The organism is Actinoplanes sp. OR16, assembly GCF_004001265.1.
Classification (GTDB): domain Bacteria; phylum Actinomycetota; class Actinomycetes; order Mycobacteriales; family Micromonosporaceae; genus Actinoplanes.
Genome location: NZ_AP019371.1, coordinates 6887236 through 6903435 on the forward strand (window position 1 = coordinate 6887236; position 16200 = coordinate 6903435).

The window sequence follows — 16200 nt, forward strand, 5'->3', positions numbered from 1 at the left end:
CCGATGGTGCACCAGCGAGGGGAGTGACTCCCGCCACTCCGGATACGAGAATTTATCGGATTCGACGCCCGGGGGAAATGGCCACGACACGCCGGTAAACCGGAGTGTGTCCTCTCTCGCGCAGTGACGCCCCCCGACGACACGACGCCCCCGCACCCCGACAATGAACGAGTGCCACAACCCACCGCCGGAACCGCGCAGACCCGCGCCGAACTCACCGCGCTGCGCCCCGACCTGGTGGCCGCCTACGACGCCGCCCTACCCGGCGCCCGCGCCGCGATCCTGCACCGCCTCTCCCTCGCCGTCGACCGCGAGCCGCTGCCACCCCCGGCGGCCACGGTGGACACCCGCGACCCGGTGCACCTGGTCGAAACCCGCTGGCCGGGGAGCCGACTGGCCACAGAAGTGGACAACAGCGTCGCCAACCTCGCCCTCGCACGGGCGAACGCCGTACCGGAAGAAATGCCCCACGGCCCGCAAGCCCTCGCCGTCCTCGAACAATCCCTCGTCGACGGCCACCCCCTGCACCCCTGCTGCCGCACCCGCGCCGGCATGACCGTCGCCGACGTCCTCGCCTACGCCCCCGAGCACCGCCCCGTCATCCGCCTGCACCGGCTGCGCGTGCCCGCCGAACGCTGGCACGGCGGCGGCATGCCGATCCTCTACGCCCACCCCTGGCAGGCCCCCCGGCTCCTCGCCCAGTACCCGTGGCTGCGGACCGCCGGCGTCACCCGCCCCGTCCGGCCCCTGATGTCACTGCGCACCGTCGCCCCGATCAGCGGCGGACCCCACATCAAGACCGCCGTCGACGTCCAGATGACCTCCGCCGTCCGGACCGTCTCCCCCGCCGCCGTCCACAACGGCCCCATCCTCTCCACCCTGCTCCAGCAGATCACCGCCGACCTGCCCATCGACGTCCTCGCCGAGACCGCCGCCGGCGCCGTCATCACCGACGACGGACCCGACCGCCGCCTCGCCCACCTCGTCCGCCAGGCCCCCCGCCTCGGCCCCGGCGAGACCGCCGTCCCCCTCGGCGTCCTCGCCACGTCCCCGATGCTGCTGGCCGCGGCCGGTGACCCGTACCAGCTGATCGACAGACTCGGCAGAGTCCTGTTCGCGCCCCTCGCGCGCGTGCTCGCCCGCGGCGTCGCGCTGGAGGCACACGGGCAGAACACCCTGCTGGTGATGCAGGACGGCCACGTCAAAAGGGTCCTCTACCGCGACCTCGGCGGGGTACGGGTGCACGCCGGCCGGCTACGCGCAGCAGGCATCGACACACCAGCACTCCACGGCGACCTCCCCACCGACGACGAGACCGAACTGCGCACCAAACTCGCCGCGGCCGCCCTCGGCACCGTCGCCACCCAGCTCATCGGCGCCCTCGACGCCGACCCCGGGAAACTCTGGAAGACCCTGGCCGCCGGCATGCGGGCAGATCCCTCCACCGACACCGCAGCGCTGCTCAGCGAACCCCTGCCGGTGAAGGCCACCACCGCGATGCGCCTGGCGGCGAACCCGCTCGACGACATCTGGACCCACCAGCCCAACCCGATGGCGGCGTGAAGGAGTCTCCATGATCATCCGCAGTGTCAGCACCGGCCGGCTCGCCGCCGCGGCCGCACACACCGAAGCCGCCCTCGCCGTACACGCACCCGGCCTCGTCGACGGCTTCCTGCGCAGCCTCCCGCACGCCGCCGACACCGTCGGCCGCCGCCTGCGCGCCGCCCTGGTCCGCGAAGGGATCTCCACCTCCACCACCGGCGGCCGCCTCCACGCCTTCCACCGCATCGAATTCCCCGTCGCCGGCGTCACCGACCCGGTCGATCTGCTCGCCGGCATCGACAACGGGCCCTTCGCCGCCGAGATCCGCAACGCGGTGATCAACCTGGCCGTCGCCATGTCCCGATTCACCACCACGAACGCCGCCGACAACGCCGACCTCGACGCCATCCGCCTCGAACGACTCGCCGTCGCCGGCCACAACCTGCACCCCTGCGGCCGCACCCGCCTCGGCTGGGACACCGGCGACGTCCTCGCCCACGACCTCGAAGCCGGCCACACCACCGTCCGCTTCCTCGCCGTCCGCGACGACCACCACCTCGGCGACGACCTCGGCACCCACCTCGACCTCCCCCCAGCCCCCACCGGCTACCGCACCCAGCCCGTCCACGCCTGGCAGCACGACCTGGTCCTCGACCGCTACCAGGACCTCTTCACCGACGGCGTGCTACGCCGGCTCGACGGCGACCTCGAAGCACTCCCCACCGCCGCCCTGCGCACCCTCTACCTGCCGTCCCGCAACGCCTATCTCAAACTCTCCCTCGACATCCAGGTCACCTCCACCCGCCGCAGCATCAGCGTCGCCAGCACCCGCAACGGCCCCGCCCTCTCCGACCTGCTGCACCGCCTCGTCACCGACGACCCCGACGGCCACCGCCTCATCCTGCTCACCGAGACCGGCGGCGCCGCCGTCCCCGCCGGCAGCGGCCGCGACCTGTCCGCCATCGCCCGCGACGGCCTGCACCACCACCTGCAACCCGGCGAACACGCCATCCCCGGCGGCGCCCTGCCCGCCCACGACCCCACCACCGCGACCACCGTCGTCGCCGGCCTCGTCGACACCTCCGGACTCACCCCGGCAGCCTGGCTCACCGCCTACACCCGCCTGCTCCTGCCACCCCTGCTCCGCCTCGCCACCCGCGGCGTCGCCCTCGAAGCCCACCTGCAGAACTGCCTGCCCACCTTCATCGCCGGCCGGCCCCACCGCCTCGCCCTGCGCGACTTCGCCGGCCTGCGCCTGCACGAAGGCCGCCTGCACGACACCGGCCACCACATCGACCTGTGGCCCGGATCCGTCATCGGCACCACCGACGACGACGTACTCCGCGCCAAACTCGGCTACACCGCCCTGCAAGCCCACCTCGGCGAACTCGTCATCCGCCTGCAGGAATCCCACGCCCTGCCCGAGGACCACGCCTGGCGCATCGTCCGCGGCGTCGTCGACGAAACCTACGACGCCCTCGGCGGCCACCCCGACCACGCCTTCTTCATCGCCCCGACGATGCCCCACAAAGCCCTCGTCCGGATGCGCCTGCACGGCGACGGCGACATCTACCTCCCCGTCGCGAACCCGCTCCATGGCTGAACTGCCCGCCGACGTCAGCGCCGCCGTACGCGCCCTGCCGTCCCCCGCCTGCGCCTACCTCTACTCCCGGCCCGCCCTCACCGCCCGCGCCCGCACCCTGCGCTCCGCACTACCACCCGGCGCGTCCTTCCTCTACGCCGTCAAAGCCAACGGCCGGCCCGAAGTCGTCTCCACCCTCGCCGCCGCCGCCGACGGCCTCGAAGTCGCCTCCGGCGGCGAACTCGCCCTCGCCACCGCAGCCGGCGCCCGCCGCATCGTCTTCGGCGGCCCCGGCAAGACCGACACCGAACTCGCCGCCGCGGTCGCAGCAGGCGCGCTCCTCAACGTCGAAAGCGTCTTCGAGATGCGCCGCCTCGCCGGCCTCGGCCTCACCGCCGACATCTGCCTGCGCGTCAACCGCGCCGGCGCCGCCCTCTCCGGCAGCCACACCATGACCGGCGTACCCACCCCCTTCGGCATCGACGAGACCCAGCTCCCCGCCGCCCTCGCCGCTGTACCACCCGGCCTGCGCGTCATCGGCTTCCACCTGCACGCCGTGTCCAACAACCTGGACGGGCACGCGCACGCCGCCTTCCTCACCGAAGCGGTGGGCTGGTCTCTGAGGACCGCCACCTCGTACGGGATACCGCTGCGTGTCGTGAACGCCGGCGGAGGCTTCGGCGTCGACTACGCATCGGACGCCAGCATGGACGTCACCCCGCTGTCATCGGTCACCGTGCCACCGGGCGTCGACCTGATCCTCGAACCCGGCCGCTGGCTCACCGCCGACGCCGGCTGGTACACCGCCGAAGTCCTCGACCTGAAGACCACCCACGGCCGCACCTTCGCCGTCCTCCGCGGCGGCACCCACCACTTCCGCCTCCCCGCCGCCTGGGGCTACAGCCACCCGTTCACCGTCCTGCCGATCGACGACTGGAACCGCCCGTACCCGCGACCCGAGGTCACCGACGTGGCCGTCGACGCGGTCGGCGAGCTGTGCACCCCCCGCGACGTGCTCACCCGAGGACAGCACGTGCCGTCCCTGCGCGTCGGCGACCGCCTGGTCTTCGCCCGCACCGGCGCCTACGGCTGGGACATCTCCCACCACGACTTCCTGCGCCACGACCCGCCCGCTTTCGTGATCCTCTAGGTCCGGTCGGCGAAGCCGTCCTTTCAGCTCTTTCAGGTGCGGCTTGCCGCACTGCCCCTATAGCATCCTAGGATTCTAGGCTGATGGCGTTATTCGGTATCGCGGAAACGGACACGGTGATAGACACCCGGGGTGCACAAGACACTCGGCTTCACCGAACTCCTCGACCTGATCGACGACCGGTCGGCGGCCTTCCACGCCGCCGTCACGGGAGCGACCGACCTCGGCGTACCGGTGCCCTCCTGCCCCGGCTGGACACTGCTCGACCTCGCTCAGCACGTCGGCAACGGCCGCCGCAAATGGGCCGCCATCGTCGCCGCCGGCCCGGCCTCCGCTCCCCCGCAACCGTCGGCCTGGGAGAGCACCCCGGACGACCTGCCCACCTGGCTCACCGCCTCGTTCGACCGGCTGCGCGACGCCCTGGTGACCGCCGGACCGGACGCCGGCACCTGGGGCTGGTGGGGCGACTCGCAGTCGCCGCTGACCGTCGGCACCGTCGCGCGGCGGCAACTGCAGGAGATGGCGGTCCACACCTACGACGCCCAGCTCGCCCTCGGCGCCCCGCAACCACTGCCCGCCGCCATCGCCGTCGAAGGCGTCGACGAGTTCCTGCACACCTGCTTCTCCACCGGATCACCGTGGCCGCACGACCCGGCGACCGTCGTCTACCACGCCGCCGAAGGCCGGGACTGGCGGCTGACGCTCTCCGCCGCGGGCGCCCGGGTCGAACGCCTGGAATCCCCGGAGAAGGCCGACGCCACGATGACGGCCACCGCCAGCGAGATCCAGCTGATCGTTCACGGTCGCGTCCCGGTCGACGTGGCGTCCGTCGACGGCGACCGGGTCATCCTCGACCAGCTCGGAGCCTGGGAACCGGAGTAGGTGGTCGGCGAAGCCGTCGTTCTCCGTCCGGGGTGCGGCTCGCCGCACTGCCCGTAGAGCATCCTAGGATTCTAGGTTGATAGGGCTCGGCCGCCGCAGGGGTCGCGGGACCCGGGCTCGGTGCTCCCGGCGTACCGGGAAGGGGCTCTTCAGGGCGTCACCAGCAGGATCGCGTCCTGGCGCACGATCAGCACCCGGCCGTCGGCGCCCACCGCCATCGCCTCATGCCCCGACGCCGTGATGGTGAGCCGATCCAGCGGCGTCCGGGCGCACCGGCTCGCATCACAGCGCCACAGCACCTGCCGCCAGTACCCGGTCTCCGGCGCCGGCTCGCCCACCGTCACGTGGAACCCGGGCCGCGCCGCCTGCTCGGCAGCGGTGGCATAGGTGCCGGCGACCGCCCCCGACCCGCCCGCGACGGCGTCACCGGGCAGCGTCAGCAGCAGGTCACCGGCGCGCAACAGGCCCGGCTCCATCGACACCGCCGGCCCGCCGACCGTGGTGGGCGGCTCCCACGCCGACACCGGATGGCCCAGGAAACTCGATCCCTTCCGGACGTTCGCGCAGGTCAGCGGATCACAGGTCACCGACAGGGCGGCGTTGCCGGAACGCACCGTGGCGAGCGGCCGCCCGTCCGCCCCGACCGTCAGCCGCACCCGCGCCACGGTGGTGAACTCCTCGTCCCAGGAGAACCGCTCCACGGTGCCCGCCTCGTAGCGCTGCGGCCGCGCGCACCCCACCTCGCCGCACCGGACGAAGACGATCCGGTACGTCTTCTCCGCGGGGAACGCGAGCACGAACCACAACGCCTCATCCGGCCCGACCGCCGCGCCGATCTCCGGCCAGTCCACCTTCTCCTTCGCCGACCGGCGCAGCGGCACCCACGCCTCCGGGCAGCCGGCCCGGGTACAACGGGCATAGTTGATGTACGGCCCGCCGTTGTCCGACCCACCGCTGACCTGGGCTTTCACCACCGTCTCGCCGTCCGCGCTGATCCCGGCCGCGCCCTGGCCGTCGTAGACGGCCGGTCCGCCGTTGACGCTCTCGTACCGGTCGCAGAGATCGTCGTCGCAGAACCGCGCCCCGGTCATCGTCGCGATCGTCGGGTGCTTCCCGGCCGGCCACGCCACCGCGGCGGCGCTGGAGGTGCTGTCGCCGTGCGAGCGCACCACCGGCAGATCGAGGGGGTTGGCGACGGCCGGCACGACGAGGGTGGCGACGACGAGCAGCGCGCCGGCCCAGGGCAGGAGGCGGGTGGCCGGTCCGGCCATCTCATCGAGACGAGCGTCGACCAGTCCAAGATCCACCTGCTGGCCACCGCCCGGCTGCGCGCCGCTCGGCGGCGTGCCCCCCGGCGCTCCACGATCCGCGTCGGGCTGCTCCAGGTAGACGTGCGCCAGGATGCCCGCCTGCAGGCCCACCACCACGGCCACCGCCAGCGCACCCGCCACCCGCACGAACCAGTCCAGAGCCGGCAATCCCGGCGCGGGCGACACCAGTTCGCCCGGCAGCAGCGCCTGCGCCACCAGCGGCATCACGACCCCGCCGAGCAGGAACGCCCCCGCCGTCCCCGCGACCCGCCCCCGGGTGATCGCCCAGTCGAACCCGCCGAGCTGATGGGCGAGCAGCCCGACCAGCATCCGCGCGGCCACCACGCCCGCCGTCAGCAGCACCGCGACGACCAGCGCCACCCCGAACCAGCCACTCCCGATCGACGCGACCAGCCACAGCGCGAGCCCGGTGATCCCGGCGATCGCGACGAGACCGGAGGCGAACACCGGGAAGTTGCGCACGGCCGCCACCAGCGCCCGCAGCGGACGGACGTTCCTACCGCGTTCCACCCCGGCCGCCACCAGCGCCGATGCGGAGAGCCCGACCAGCCAGAACGCGGGCGCCAGCACCAGACGCCACCAGCCGTCATCGGCGTCGAGCACCGTCACACCGTTGACGATCACGCTGCCTTCGCCGCCCAGCGCCAGATCGAGAACGGTCATCACCAGCATCGCCACGCCGAGCACCGGCAGCAGCACCGCGGCCAGCTGCCGCGACGCCTTCACGGCCAGGCCATAACCGAGGAGCGCATTGCCGATCAAGGAGGAAAGCACCGCGTGACAATACTGCGGTACGGCCGGAGCACCCCGCTCAGCCGGTCCCGTCCGGCAGGACCGCCCCGCCGGGAAGGAAGGTCCGGCCGATCTGTGCCTCGGTACCGCCCGGAAGCGCCACCTCCCGGCCGGCCGCCAGCCGCTCACACCACGCCTGCACGGTCCAGAACTCGGGCGGGGATGCGCCACCGACGCGCAGATGCCCGTCCCCTGCCCCGAACCAGCGCGCCTGCCAGCGCCGATGCGTGAGCACCACCACCGGCCCGCCCACCAGATCGGCGAATCCGTCGTCGATCGCCTCGAGAAGGTCCACCGACCCGAAGTCACACGCGTCACAGGCACAGTCCGGCACCGGATCGTCCACGATCTCCGGCCGCCCGACGCCGAGCCGCAGGGCCGCCGGCGGATCCTCGTCGACGAACACGTGGATCGGAAGCGCGCCCGGCGCCGCCGAGGTCAGCACGGTGTGCCCGGCCGCAGGATCGGTGCGCCCGACCCCCGGCAGCCCGGCCAGCGCCTCGACCCAGAGGCGAGCCCGCTCGGCGACGATCCGGTACCGCTGCGGGTCGGTGACCCGCGAATACTCCGACTCGTCCCGCGTCGGCCACTCGTCCGCATGCGGGTTCGCCCAGGCCGGAAGATCCAACTCGGCATAACGAGCGGCCACCCGCTCCCGCACCTCACCCACCCGCCCACGATAGCCAGAACGCCGTGGCCGTCCCGGACGCCCGCCGGTAGAGTCGGCGCCGTGACACAGCAGCTGCTGTTCCTCTGATTCCGGGACCCGGTCCACCCGACCCGTCCCGTCACCCCCTGCCGTCGTCAGGGGCCCGAATCATGGGGAGCATCCGCATGCCCGTCACCCTGCCCGCCCGCGCGCGAGCCCAGCTCGTCGCCGCCGGAGTCCACGTCAGCCGCGGCGCCCGTCCCGTCCTGCGAGGTCTCGACCTCACCGTCTCCCCCGGCAGCCGCATCGGCGTCGTCGGCGAGAACGGCCGCGGCAAATCCACCCTCCTGCAGACCCTCGCCGGCGCCCTGCCCACCGACTCCGGCGAGATCCGCTTGTCGGGCACGATCGGCACCATCGCCCAGGAGATCCCACCGGCCGGCACCGTCGGCGACCTCATAGATCAAGAGCTGGCGACCGTACGAGCGATCCTCCGCCTGATCGAAAACCCCCCACCCACCGCGACCACTCCCGTGCCGCCCACTCCGCTCACCCGCTCATCGGATCTCGCAGAGTCGCCGGGGGCCGCGCTCGACGCCACACGCGAGGCCGGTCGTGAAGCCGCGCTCGAAGCCGCGCTCGAAGCCGCGCTCGAAGCCGCGGAGATCTTGGACGCCTGGAACGCCGACCGCCGTGTCCAGATCGCCCTCGAAGCCCTCGGCGCCGTCACCGACCGCACCCGTCCCCTGGCCGAACTCTCGGTCGGCCACCGCTACCGCGTACGCCTCGCCTGCCTCCTCAACGCCGGCCACGACTTCCTGCTGCTGGACGAACCCACCAACCACCTGGACGCCTCCGGCCTGGAATTCCTCACCGCCCGGCTGACCGAGTACGCGGGCGGGATAGTCCTCGTCAGCCACGACCGGGCCCTGCTCTCCGACGTCGCGGCCACCATCGTCGACCTGGACCCGAGCCGCGACGGCCGCCCGCGCGTCTACGGCGGCGGCTACACCGGTTACGCCACGGCCCGCACCGCCGAACGCCGGCGCTGGACCGACGAGTACGACCGCCGGCAGACCGCAGCCGCCCGCCTCGCCCGCGACCTGGAGCAGGCCCGCAGCCGGCTGGTCACCGGCTGGCGCCCGGACAAGGGCACCGGCAAGCACAAGCGCGCGACCCGGGCCCCGGCTCTGGTCCAGGCCACTCACCGCCGCCGCGCCGACCTGGAGTCCCGGGCCCTGGCCGTGCCCAGGCCACCGCTGCGTCTCCACATGCCCGAGATCCCGGCCACGACCGCGATCTCGTACGAGGTGACCGACCCCTCCTGGCCCGGCCGCCTGCACCACCAGGGCACGATCACCCTGAGCGCGGGCTCCCGCCTGGTGATCACCGGCCCGAACGGTGCCGGCAAATCGACCCTCCTCACCTTGCTGGCCTCAGCTCCCGGCGCCGCCCTGCTACCCCAGGAGTCACCCGCCCACCCGCCGGCCCGCACGGCCCGCGAGATCTACGAGGCCGGGGAACCGACCGACCCCGAAGATCTCGGCCTGCTCGACGCCGACGACTGGGACCGTCCGGTCTCCGCCCTCTCCACCGGCCAGCGACGCCGTCTCGACCTGGCCCTGGCCATCGCCACCCGTCCCCGCATCCTGCTGCTCGACGAACCCACCAACCACCTGTCCATCGCCCTGGTCGACGAGCTGACCGAGGCACTGTCGGCCACGAACGCGGCAGTCGTGCTCGCCACCCACGACCGTCAGCTACTCCGCGACACGAGCTCCTGGCCTCGCCTCCACCTCGGACTCCCGTCCGGGCAGAGATCCAGGCGCAAGTCCGGCCTCGAGCCCCGGCTCGGCCAGTGACCCGGGCAGTGCCAGTGAGCCGAGCAGCGCCAGTGAGCGGGCACTCTCCGACCCCGGCTCGGCGTGGTACATCGCCAGGATCAACCCGCCGCTGTCCGCCACGGTCAGCTTCTCCCGCCGCAGGATCAGCTCGCCCACCTGCGGATGCGACATCCGCGCCGAACCGCCGGACGGCGCCTTCACGTCATGCCGCGCCCACAACTGCCGGAACTCCTCGCTGGCCAGCGACAGCTCACCGACCAGCTTCACCACCCCGGGATCGTCGGCCTCCTCGGCCACCGAAGCCCGGAACGACGCCACCATCCCGCCGATCGAATGCTCCCAGTCCGGGTGGAGCAGGCGCTCGTCCGGATCGAGCAGCAGCGACCGCAGCCGGTTCTCGCCGGGCCGGATCGCCGGGGACAGCGCGGTGGCGAACCGGTTCGCGGCGAGCACGTCGAAACGCCTGTTCTCCACGAACGCGGGCAGCCCCACCACGTCGATCAGCTGGCGGATCCCGGCCGGAACCGCGTCACGGACCACCCGGCGGCGTGGCCGGGCCGCGGTGAGCCCTGACAGGTAGTGTGTCGCCGCCGCGTCCAGCCGCAGCGCCCGGGCGATCGACTCCAGGACCTGCGGCGACGGATTGCGGTCGCGACCCTGCTCCAGCCGCAGGTAGTAGTCGGCGCTGATGCCGGCGAGCGTGGCCACCTCCTCCCTGCGCAACCCGGGCGTCCGCCGCACCCCGATCGCGCGGATCCCCACCTCGGCCGGGTCGACCAATGCCCGGCGCGCTCGAAGGTACTCCCCCAACGCGTTCATGCCACCAGCCTAGAAACACCTCATCCTGGCCCTGTCGCTCCTAGGAAGAACACACCTCTGCACGCCACCGCGGAACCGGAGCAAGGTGGAGGCATGACACAGACGACGACACTTCCCGGCGGCACCTACCGGCTCGGCGACTTCGAGGTGACCCGATTCGGTTACGGCGCCATGCAGCTCGCCGGCCCGCACGTGTTCGGGCCACCGCGGGACCGTCCCGGCGCGGTCGAGGTGTTGCGCACCGCCGTCGCCCTCGGCATCAACCACATCGACACCTCGGACTATTACGGCCCCCATGTGACGAATGAGATCATTCGCGAGGCGCTCCACCCGTACCCCCAAGATCTGCACTTGGTGACGAAGGTGGGCGCCCGCCGCGACGAGCAGGGCGGGTGGCCCCAGGCGCGGACACCGGACGAGCTGCGCGCGCAGGTGCACGACAATCTGCGGCGTCTCGGGCTCGACACGCTCGACGTGGTCAACCTGCGGATGGGCGGCCTGCAGGAGGCGGAGCCGGGCTCGATCGCCGAGGCGTTCGGAGCGCTGGCCGAGCTGCGCGAGCAAGGGCTGATCCGGCACCTCGGCCTGTCCACTGTCAACGCCGAGCAGATCGCCGAGGCGCAGGCCATCGCGCCCGTGGTGTGCGTGCAGAACTTCTACAACCTGGCGAACCGCGGCGACGACCAGCTGATCGACGACCTGGCCGCGCAGGGGATCGCGTATGTGCCCTATTTCCCGCTCGGCGGCTTCTCGCCGTTGCAATCCGACACGCTCACCGAGGTGGCGGACCGGCTCGGCGCCACACGGATGGCGGTGGCGCTGGCCTGGCTGCTCCAGCGCTCACCGAACATCCTGCTCATTCCTGGTACGTCGAACGTCGCCCACCTGCGGGAGAACATCGCCGGAGCCGCGCTCGCGTTGGATGGGGCGGCCGTCAAACAGCTGGACGCGCTCGCGTGATCGGCGCCCGGCGAGCACCGACGACGAGGAGGGCGGCAGCTGCCAGAAGATGAAGAGCCCCGAAGTCGGCGCCTTCGTTCTCGACCGTGTTCGACATGTATTCGCCCAGCTCCTGCATGAGCTGCCAGTGGTCCACCGCGGTCATGACCGCGCCGTAGACGACGAGCGCCATCAGCAGCCCGCCGAGCGCGGTCCCGCCACCCGGGCCGGTGCCGTAGAACAGCAGGGCGCAGGCCGCTGTCGCGCACACCGCCACCACCACGCTGCGGACGAACTGTTCCATCAGGCCGTCGTCGCCGAGCGTCGGGAAGTAGGAGGCTATGAGTACCACCGCGAGCAGCGCCAGCCCGGCACGCGGCAGCCGTCGTCCTCGCAGCTGCGGGGCCAAGGCGAGCAGCAGCATGCCGGCCAGCCCGCCGAGCACCGCGAGGGCCGGCAGGTCACGCAGCGCGCCGACGGCGGTGGCCACGCCCGCGAGCGCGAGAAGCAGAACGCGGACCGGGTCGGCTGCCCCGGTCCGCGTGTCCGTCGAACTCATCAGGAGGTGGCCGCTGGGGTGACCTCGCCGAGCAGCTCTTCGAGTTCCTTGAGGTCCTGCTCGCTGAGGTCGGCGTTCGCGCTCGTGTCGGCGCCCGCGGGCGACTTCATCGAGTTGAGGAACGCGTCAACGTCGATCTTCGTGGCGTCCTGCGGGGCGTCGATCGCCGCGCCGGTGGTCACCTCGAGGCGCAGCGCGACCCGGCCGGTGGCGCCGTCGACGAACTGCAGCAGGTTGATCTCGGCAGCGGTCAGCTTGCCATCCTTGACCCAGAGGTCGAGCACGATCGGCTTGTCGGCCGGCGCGGGCTCCGACGTGAGGGTCTCGGCGATCGTCGGGTCGACGGCCTTGGCGAGGCGCTGCACCTCGGCGTAGGCCTTCGCGGTCGACGACGTGACGACCAGGTGCGTGTCGTCGTTCTCGTCGCGGACGATCGACGCGCCCTCAAGGAGGTTCTCCGCGCTGGCGGAGAGCTCGTCGGCGAGCTTCTGCTCCTCGACGTCCTTGGCCGGGACACCGGCGCCGGTCTCGGCCAGGTCACCGAGCTTCGAGCTGTCGATCGAGACCCACTTGCCGTCGAAGAACGCGTCGAGCCCACCGAGCGAACCGACTGCCTGGTCGCTGAGCGTCTTGACCTCGTCCGCGCTGGCGCCGAACTTGGTGGCCAGCTCGGCGATCGGCGCCTTGATGAAGATGGTCTTGTCGACGTACCGCACCTCGGTGCCCGTGACGCCGTCGACCGTCGCGCTGATCGACCCGCGGTCGTCGGCCACGCCGTCGCCCGCCTGGTCGTAGGCGATCGTGAACGACGAGTTGAACAGCTGACGCAGCACCTTCGCGTCCTCGTCGGTGATCTCGTCAGCCGGATCACCCGACTTGCCGGCGTCCAGCTTCGCCGCGGCGACGAGGTCGTCCGCACTGCCATTGATCTTGATCGTGAAGCCGGCCTGCTTCGCCTCGCCGAGCTGCTTGGCAGCGTTGCGCAGTTCCAGCTTCGGCTCCAGGGCCTGCAGCTGCTCCCCGGCGCAACCGGCGATGACCGTGAGGGTGGTGAGACCGGCGAGTGCACCGGCGATGAGACGCGTGACGCGCAAGGAAAACTCCCCGTTCGATGTTTGCCGCGCACACTGTAGTGGCCTCAATCAATCCACCGCGCCCCAATATCCCTCCACCCGCATCGCCCTGCGCAAACGACCGCTCGTTGCCGTCTACAAAGGTCCCGCCCGCACACACCCGCTAAGGCATCCTAGGAATCTAGGTCGAAGGCGCCATCACTATTCGTCAGGCCGAGGACGCGACCTCAGTAAGGGGATCGACTGCCGCAGCTCATCGACCCGCAAAGGGATCGACTGCCGGAACTCACCGCGACCCGCAACGGCGCCTTGCCGGGTCGTGATCAGCGAGTGGTTCCGGCTGTCGCCAGCGGTAGGGATTTTCGCGTTCGCCCGCCGGGAGAACTCCCGCTGCCGCCGCGAGAACTCCCGCTGCCCCTGCGCGCCTGGGCCCCCGCAACAGCCACTCCGGCAGCATGCTGACCGCGGCACCTTGATCGCGCCGTTCCGGAGGGCCGCGACCCGCTCGACGAAGGCCCGGATGAGCACGCACGATCATCTTGTCCACCGGGACGCGCCTGGCCCTAGGACTCCGCCACGCCGGAGCCGACCGCGAACCGGAGTGCTACCGTCCCTCGTCCCGCCCCGTCCCGCCCCGCCCCGTCCCGCCCCGTCCCGCCCCGTGACAGCGAAGGGTGACAGGGATCTTGGACCATCGCCGCTTGGTGGAAAGTTGTCGGTGCTCCAGGCCCCACCATCGTCCACCAATCCGCCGGTGCCGAAGCAGAGAGTGACCAGTCCCCGCTCTTCGACGACCGAACAGCGACGGAGACCCATCACGCCAGCACCTTCCAAGATCGCGAGGGACGACGAGCGGGCGACGGAAGTTCGGGGCCGCCGCCCGAGACAGCGAGGGAAGACGATCAGGCTACGGACGTTCGGGGCCGCCGTGCTCCACAGTCCCGAGGCCGGCGATCTCGAAGCACATAGAGCTCGGGCGACCGCACTCCACGATCGCGGGAGCGTGCAGCACGCGAGGACGCGCGCCGAGTAGGAAGGCCCCGCCGCGCTCCAAGATCGCGGGAGCGGACAGGGCGGGAACGGGCAGCGCGGGAGCGGACAGGGCGGGAGCGGACAGCACGCGAGCGGACAGCACGCGAGCGGACAGCACGCGAGCGGACAGCACGCGAGGACGTGCGCCGGACGAGAAGGCCCCACCCCGCTCCACGATCCCGCTACGGCGAGGGAAGGGTGGAACAGGGAGGGCACCGAGATCTCGGAAGCCGTGGACCAGCAGCACTTCCACGTCGCTGGAGAGGCCGGCGGGTCAGCGGGTCAGGGTGGCTTTCCAGCGGGTGTTCAGGCGGGAATCCGGGGCGGCGGTCTGGGTCAGGGACAGCAAGCGGAGGCCATCGACCGCGAAGCTCGCCATCTCTGCGCTGGTCAAGGGCCACGGTGGGCCCTCGGGGTCGCCGGTCACTGATGCTGCCGCCAGGACCAGGAGGGTGCCGCCCGGGGCTACGAACGAGCCGACCGCCGCTATCGCCGCCGCTCGGATCGGGCGGGGCAGGGCCTGGATGTTGTTGCTCTCCAGGACGAGGTCGAAGGCCTGGTGCCACTCCGGCGGCGGGGCGAGCAGATCGGCCACCACGTAGTCGACGGCGGTGGACGGGTGCCGGGAACGGGCCAGGTCGATCGCTGTGGGAGAGATGTCGAAAGCGGTCGTCGCATAGCCGGCCGCGGCGATGTGCTCGGCGTCGCGGCCCGGGCCGCAGCCGACCACCAGTGCGCGGCGGCCGTCGCCCGGGGGCAGCGGGTGGGCGCGCAGGTGGGCGCTCGCCTGCGGGACGTCCCAGGGGACCGTGGCGCCGGAGGCGTAGAGCGGCTCGAACCAGCCGGTCGGGTCACCCGCGCGCACGTGGTCGGCGGCCAGCCTGCCCAGGAAACCGGTCATCTCGGGACCACCCGCCGCAGCTCGCGCAGGGCCTGGCGGCGGACGTCGCCGACGAGGGTGTCGATGTAGAGGCGGCCGTCCAAGTGGTCGGTCTCGTGCTGCAGGGCCCGCGCGAGGAACCCTTCGCCCTTGATGACGAGAGGTTCGCCGTGCTGGTCGAAACCGGTCGCGGTGACCGCATAGGCTCGCGGGGTCACGTAGCCGAGGCCGGGCAGCGACAGGCAGCCCTCCTCCTCGTCGTCCTGGGTGCCCGAGAAGTCGCTGAGGACCGGGTTGACCATGTGCCCGACGACGCCGCCCACGTTGTACGAGAAGACCCGCAGGCTCACCCCGATCTGCGGACCGGCCACCCCCGCCCGGCCGGGCTCGCGGACCGTGTCCTCCAGGTCCTTGACGAGCTCACGCAGCGAGGCGTCGAAGTCGGTGACGGGGTCGGCTTCGGTACGCAGGACCGGGTCGCCGAAGATGCGGATGGGCCGAACTGTCATGACTCGGAATCTACGCGAACAGTGCGGGCCGGTCGCCGCCGAGCATGTGGCGCAGTTTGATCAGCGAGCGGCGGGTCTGGCTCTTCACCACCTGGACGGGCACGCCGAGTTCCTCGGCGACCTGCTCGACGCTGTGGTCGGCGAAGTACCGCAGGGTCACGATGGCCCGGTCCCGGGCGGGCAGCCGGGACAGCGCGCCGAGCAGGTCGAGCCGCAGGTCCGGGCTCATCTCGTAGGCCGGTTCCCGCAACGGCGGCAGCAGCGCCTCGGTGGAGCTGCGGCGGCGCCGGTGATCGAGGTAGACGCGGAACAGGATGCGCTGGGCGTACGCGGGAAGGTTGTCGCTGTCGCTGACCCGGTCCCAGCTCTGGAACAACTTGGTGAGCGTCGTCTGCGTGAGGTCCTGGGCGAGGTGCCAGTCGTGGCAGAGCTGGTACGCGCTGCCGTGCAACCGGGTCACGACGGTGTGCGCGAACCGCTCGAACTCGGCACGCCTGGTGGCCGCCGGCGGGATCATCCGGATCCGGATCCCGGACCGGACAGTCCGCCGGACTGCCGGCTTCTCGAGCAGCTCAAGCATGGTGTCGCCTCTCGGGCACGGAGAATGCCACTGTGGA

At 71.9% G+C, this 16200-nt stretch carries 14 protein-coding genes; 6 read left to right on the forward strand and 8 right to left on the reverse strand.

Going from position 1 to position 16200, the window contains the following annotated elements; genetic code table 11:
• Positions 1–171 precede the first annotated feature (171 nt).
• The 4 genes from EP757_RS31625 to EP757_RS31640 all read left to right on the forward strand — a co-directional run bounded on the left by EP757_RS31625 (position 172) and on the right by EP757_RS31640 (position 5156).
• Positions 172–1563 carry an IucA/IucC family protein gene (locus tag EP757_RS31625; RefSeq protein WP_127552069.1) on the forward strand — a complete coding sequence of 464 codons (1392 nt, stop codon included), beginning with the start codon at positions 172–174 and terminating at the stop codon, positions 1561–1563.
• Between the two features lie 10 nt (positions 1564–1573).
• Positions 1574–3145 (forward strand): IucA/IucC family siderophore biosynthesis protein, encoded by a 1572-nt coding sequence (locus EP757_RS31630; protein ID WP_127552070.1) that lies wholly within the window; start codon positions 1574–1576, stop codon positions 3143–3145.
• On the forward strand, positions 3138–4274 hold the full coding sequence (locus EP757_RS31635) for a type III PLP-dependent enzyme (RefSeq protein WP_127552071.1): 1137 nt from the start codon (positions 3138–3140) through the stop codon (positions 4272–4274). The genes EP757_RS31630 and EP757_RS31635 overlap by 8 nt, the downstream gene beginning before the upstream one ends.
• A gap of 132 nt (positions 4275–4406) precedes the next feature.
• Positions 4407–5156, forward strand: coding sequence for a maleylpyruvate isomerase family mycothiol-dependent enzyme (locus EP757_RS31640; RefSeq protein WP_127552072.1), 750 nt, complete (start codon positions 4407–4409; stop codon positions 5154–5156).
• Positions 5157–5305: 149 nt separating this feature from the next.
• On the opposite strand, the gene EP757_RS31645 is transcribed toward EP757_RS31640, so the two are convergent.
• Together EP757_RS31645 and EP757_RS31650 are read right to left on the reverse strand one after the other, a co-directional pair.
• Positions 5306–7261, reverse strand: a complete 1956-nt coding sequence (locus EP757_RS31645; RefSeq protein ID WP_127552073.1) for a hypothetical protein — start codon at positions 7259–7261, stop codon at positions 5306–5308.
• A 37-nt stretch (positions 7262–7298) separates the two neighbouring features.
• The gene (locus EP757_RS31650) at positions 7299–7949 is read right to left on the reverse strand and encodes a DUF6226 family protein (RefSeq protein WP_127552074.1); all 651 of its coding nucleotides are present in this window, start codon (positions 7947–7949) and stop codon (positions 7299–7301) included.
• A gap of 164 nt (positions 7950–8113) precedes the next feature.
• On the opposite strand from EP757_RS31650, the gene EP757_RS31655 reads away from it, so the two are divergent.
• Positions 8114–9790: an ATP-binding cassette domain-containing protein gene (locus tag EP757_RS31655; protein ID WP_232050098.1), complete on the forward strand. Its 1677-nt coding sequence runs from the start codon at positions 8114–8116 to the stop codon at positions 9788–9790.
• On the opposite strand, the gene EP757_RS31660 is transcribed toward EP757_RS31655, so the two are convergent.
• Entirely contained in the window at positions 9689–10591 is a 903-nt protein-coding gene (locus tag EP757_RS31660) for a helix-turn-helix domain-containing protein (RefSeq protein ID WP_127552076.1), read from the reverse strand. The two genes, EP757_RS31655 and EP757_RS31660, sit on opposite strands and share 102 nt — an antisense overlap.
• A gap of 93 nt (positions 10592–10684) precedes the next feature.
• Here EP757_RS31660 and EP757_RS31665 point away from each other — a divergent pair, with 93 nt between their 5' ends.
• Complete coding sequence (locus EP757_RS31665; RefSeq protein ID WP_127552077.1) at positions 10685–11551, forward strand: oxidoreductase; 867 nt, start codon at positions 10685–10687, stop codon at positions 11549–11551.
• Here EP757_RS31665 and EP757_RS31670 read toward each other — a convergent pair.
• The 5 genes from EP757_RS31670 to EP757_RS31690 form a co-directional block, all read right to left on the reverse strand.
• Positions 11526–12089 carry a hypothetical protein gene (locus tag EP757_RS31670; RefSeq protein ID WP_127552078.1) on the reverse strand — a complete coding sequence of 188 codons (564 nt, stop codon included), beginning with the start codon at positions 12087–12089 and terminating at the stop codon, positions 11526–11528. The genes EP757_RS31665 and EP757_RS31670 overlap by 26 nt on opposite strands.
• Positions 12089–13183, reverse strand: coding sequence for a hypothetical protein (locus tag EP757_RS31675; RefSeq protein ID WP_127552079.1), 1095 nt, complete (start codon positions 13181–13183; stop codon positions 12089–12091). The genes EP757_RS31670 and EP757_RS31675 overlap by 1 nt, the downstream gene beginning before the upstream one ends.
• 1285 nt (positions 13184–14468) lie before the next feature.
• Entirely contained in the window at positions 14469–15095 is a 627-nt protein-coding gene (locus EP757_RS31680) for a bifunctional 2-polyprenyl-6-hydroxyphenol methylase/3-demethylubiquinol 3-O-methyltransferase UbiG (protein WP_127552080.1), read from the reverse strand.
• Entirely contained in the window at positions 15092–15583 is a 492-nt protein-coding gene (locus tag EP757_RS31685; protein WP_127552081.1) for a peptide deformylase, read from the reverse strand. Before EP757_RS31685 ends, EP757_RS31680 begins: the two co-directional genes overlap by 4 nt.
• Before the next feature lie 10 nt (positions 15584–15593).
• Positions 15594–16163 carry a SigE family RNA polymerase sigma factor gene (locus EP757_RS31690; RefSeq protein ID WP_127552082.1) on the reverse strand — a complete coding sequence of 190 codons (570 nt, stop codon included), beginning with the start codon at positions 16161–16163 and terminating at the stop codon, positions 15594–15596.
• Positions 16164–16200 lie beyond the last annotated feature (37 nt).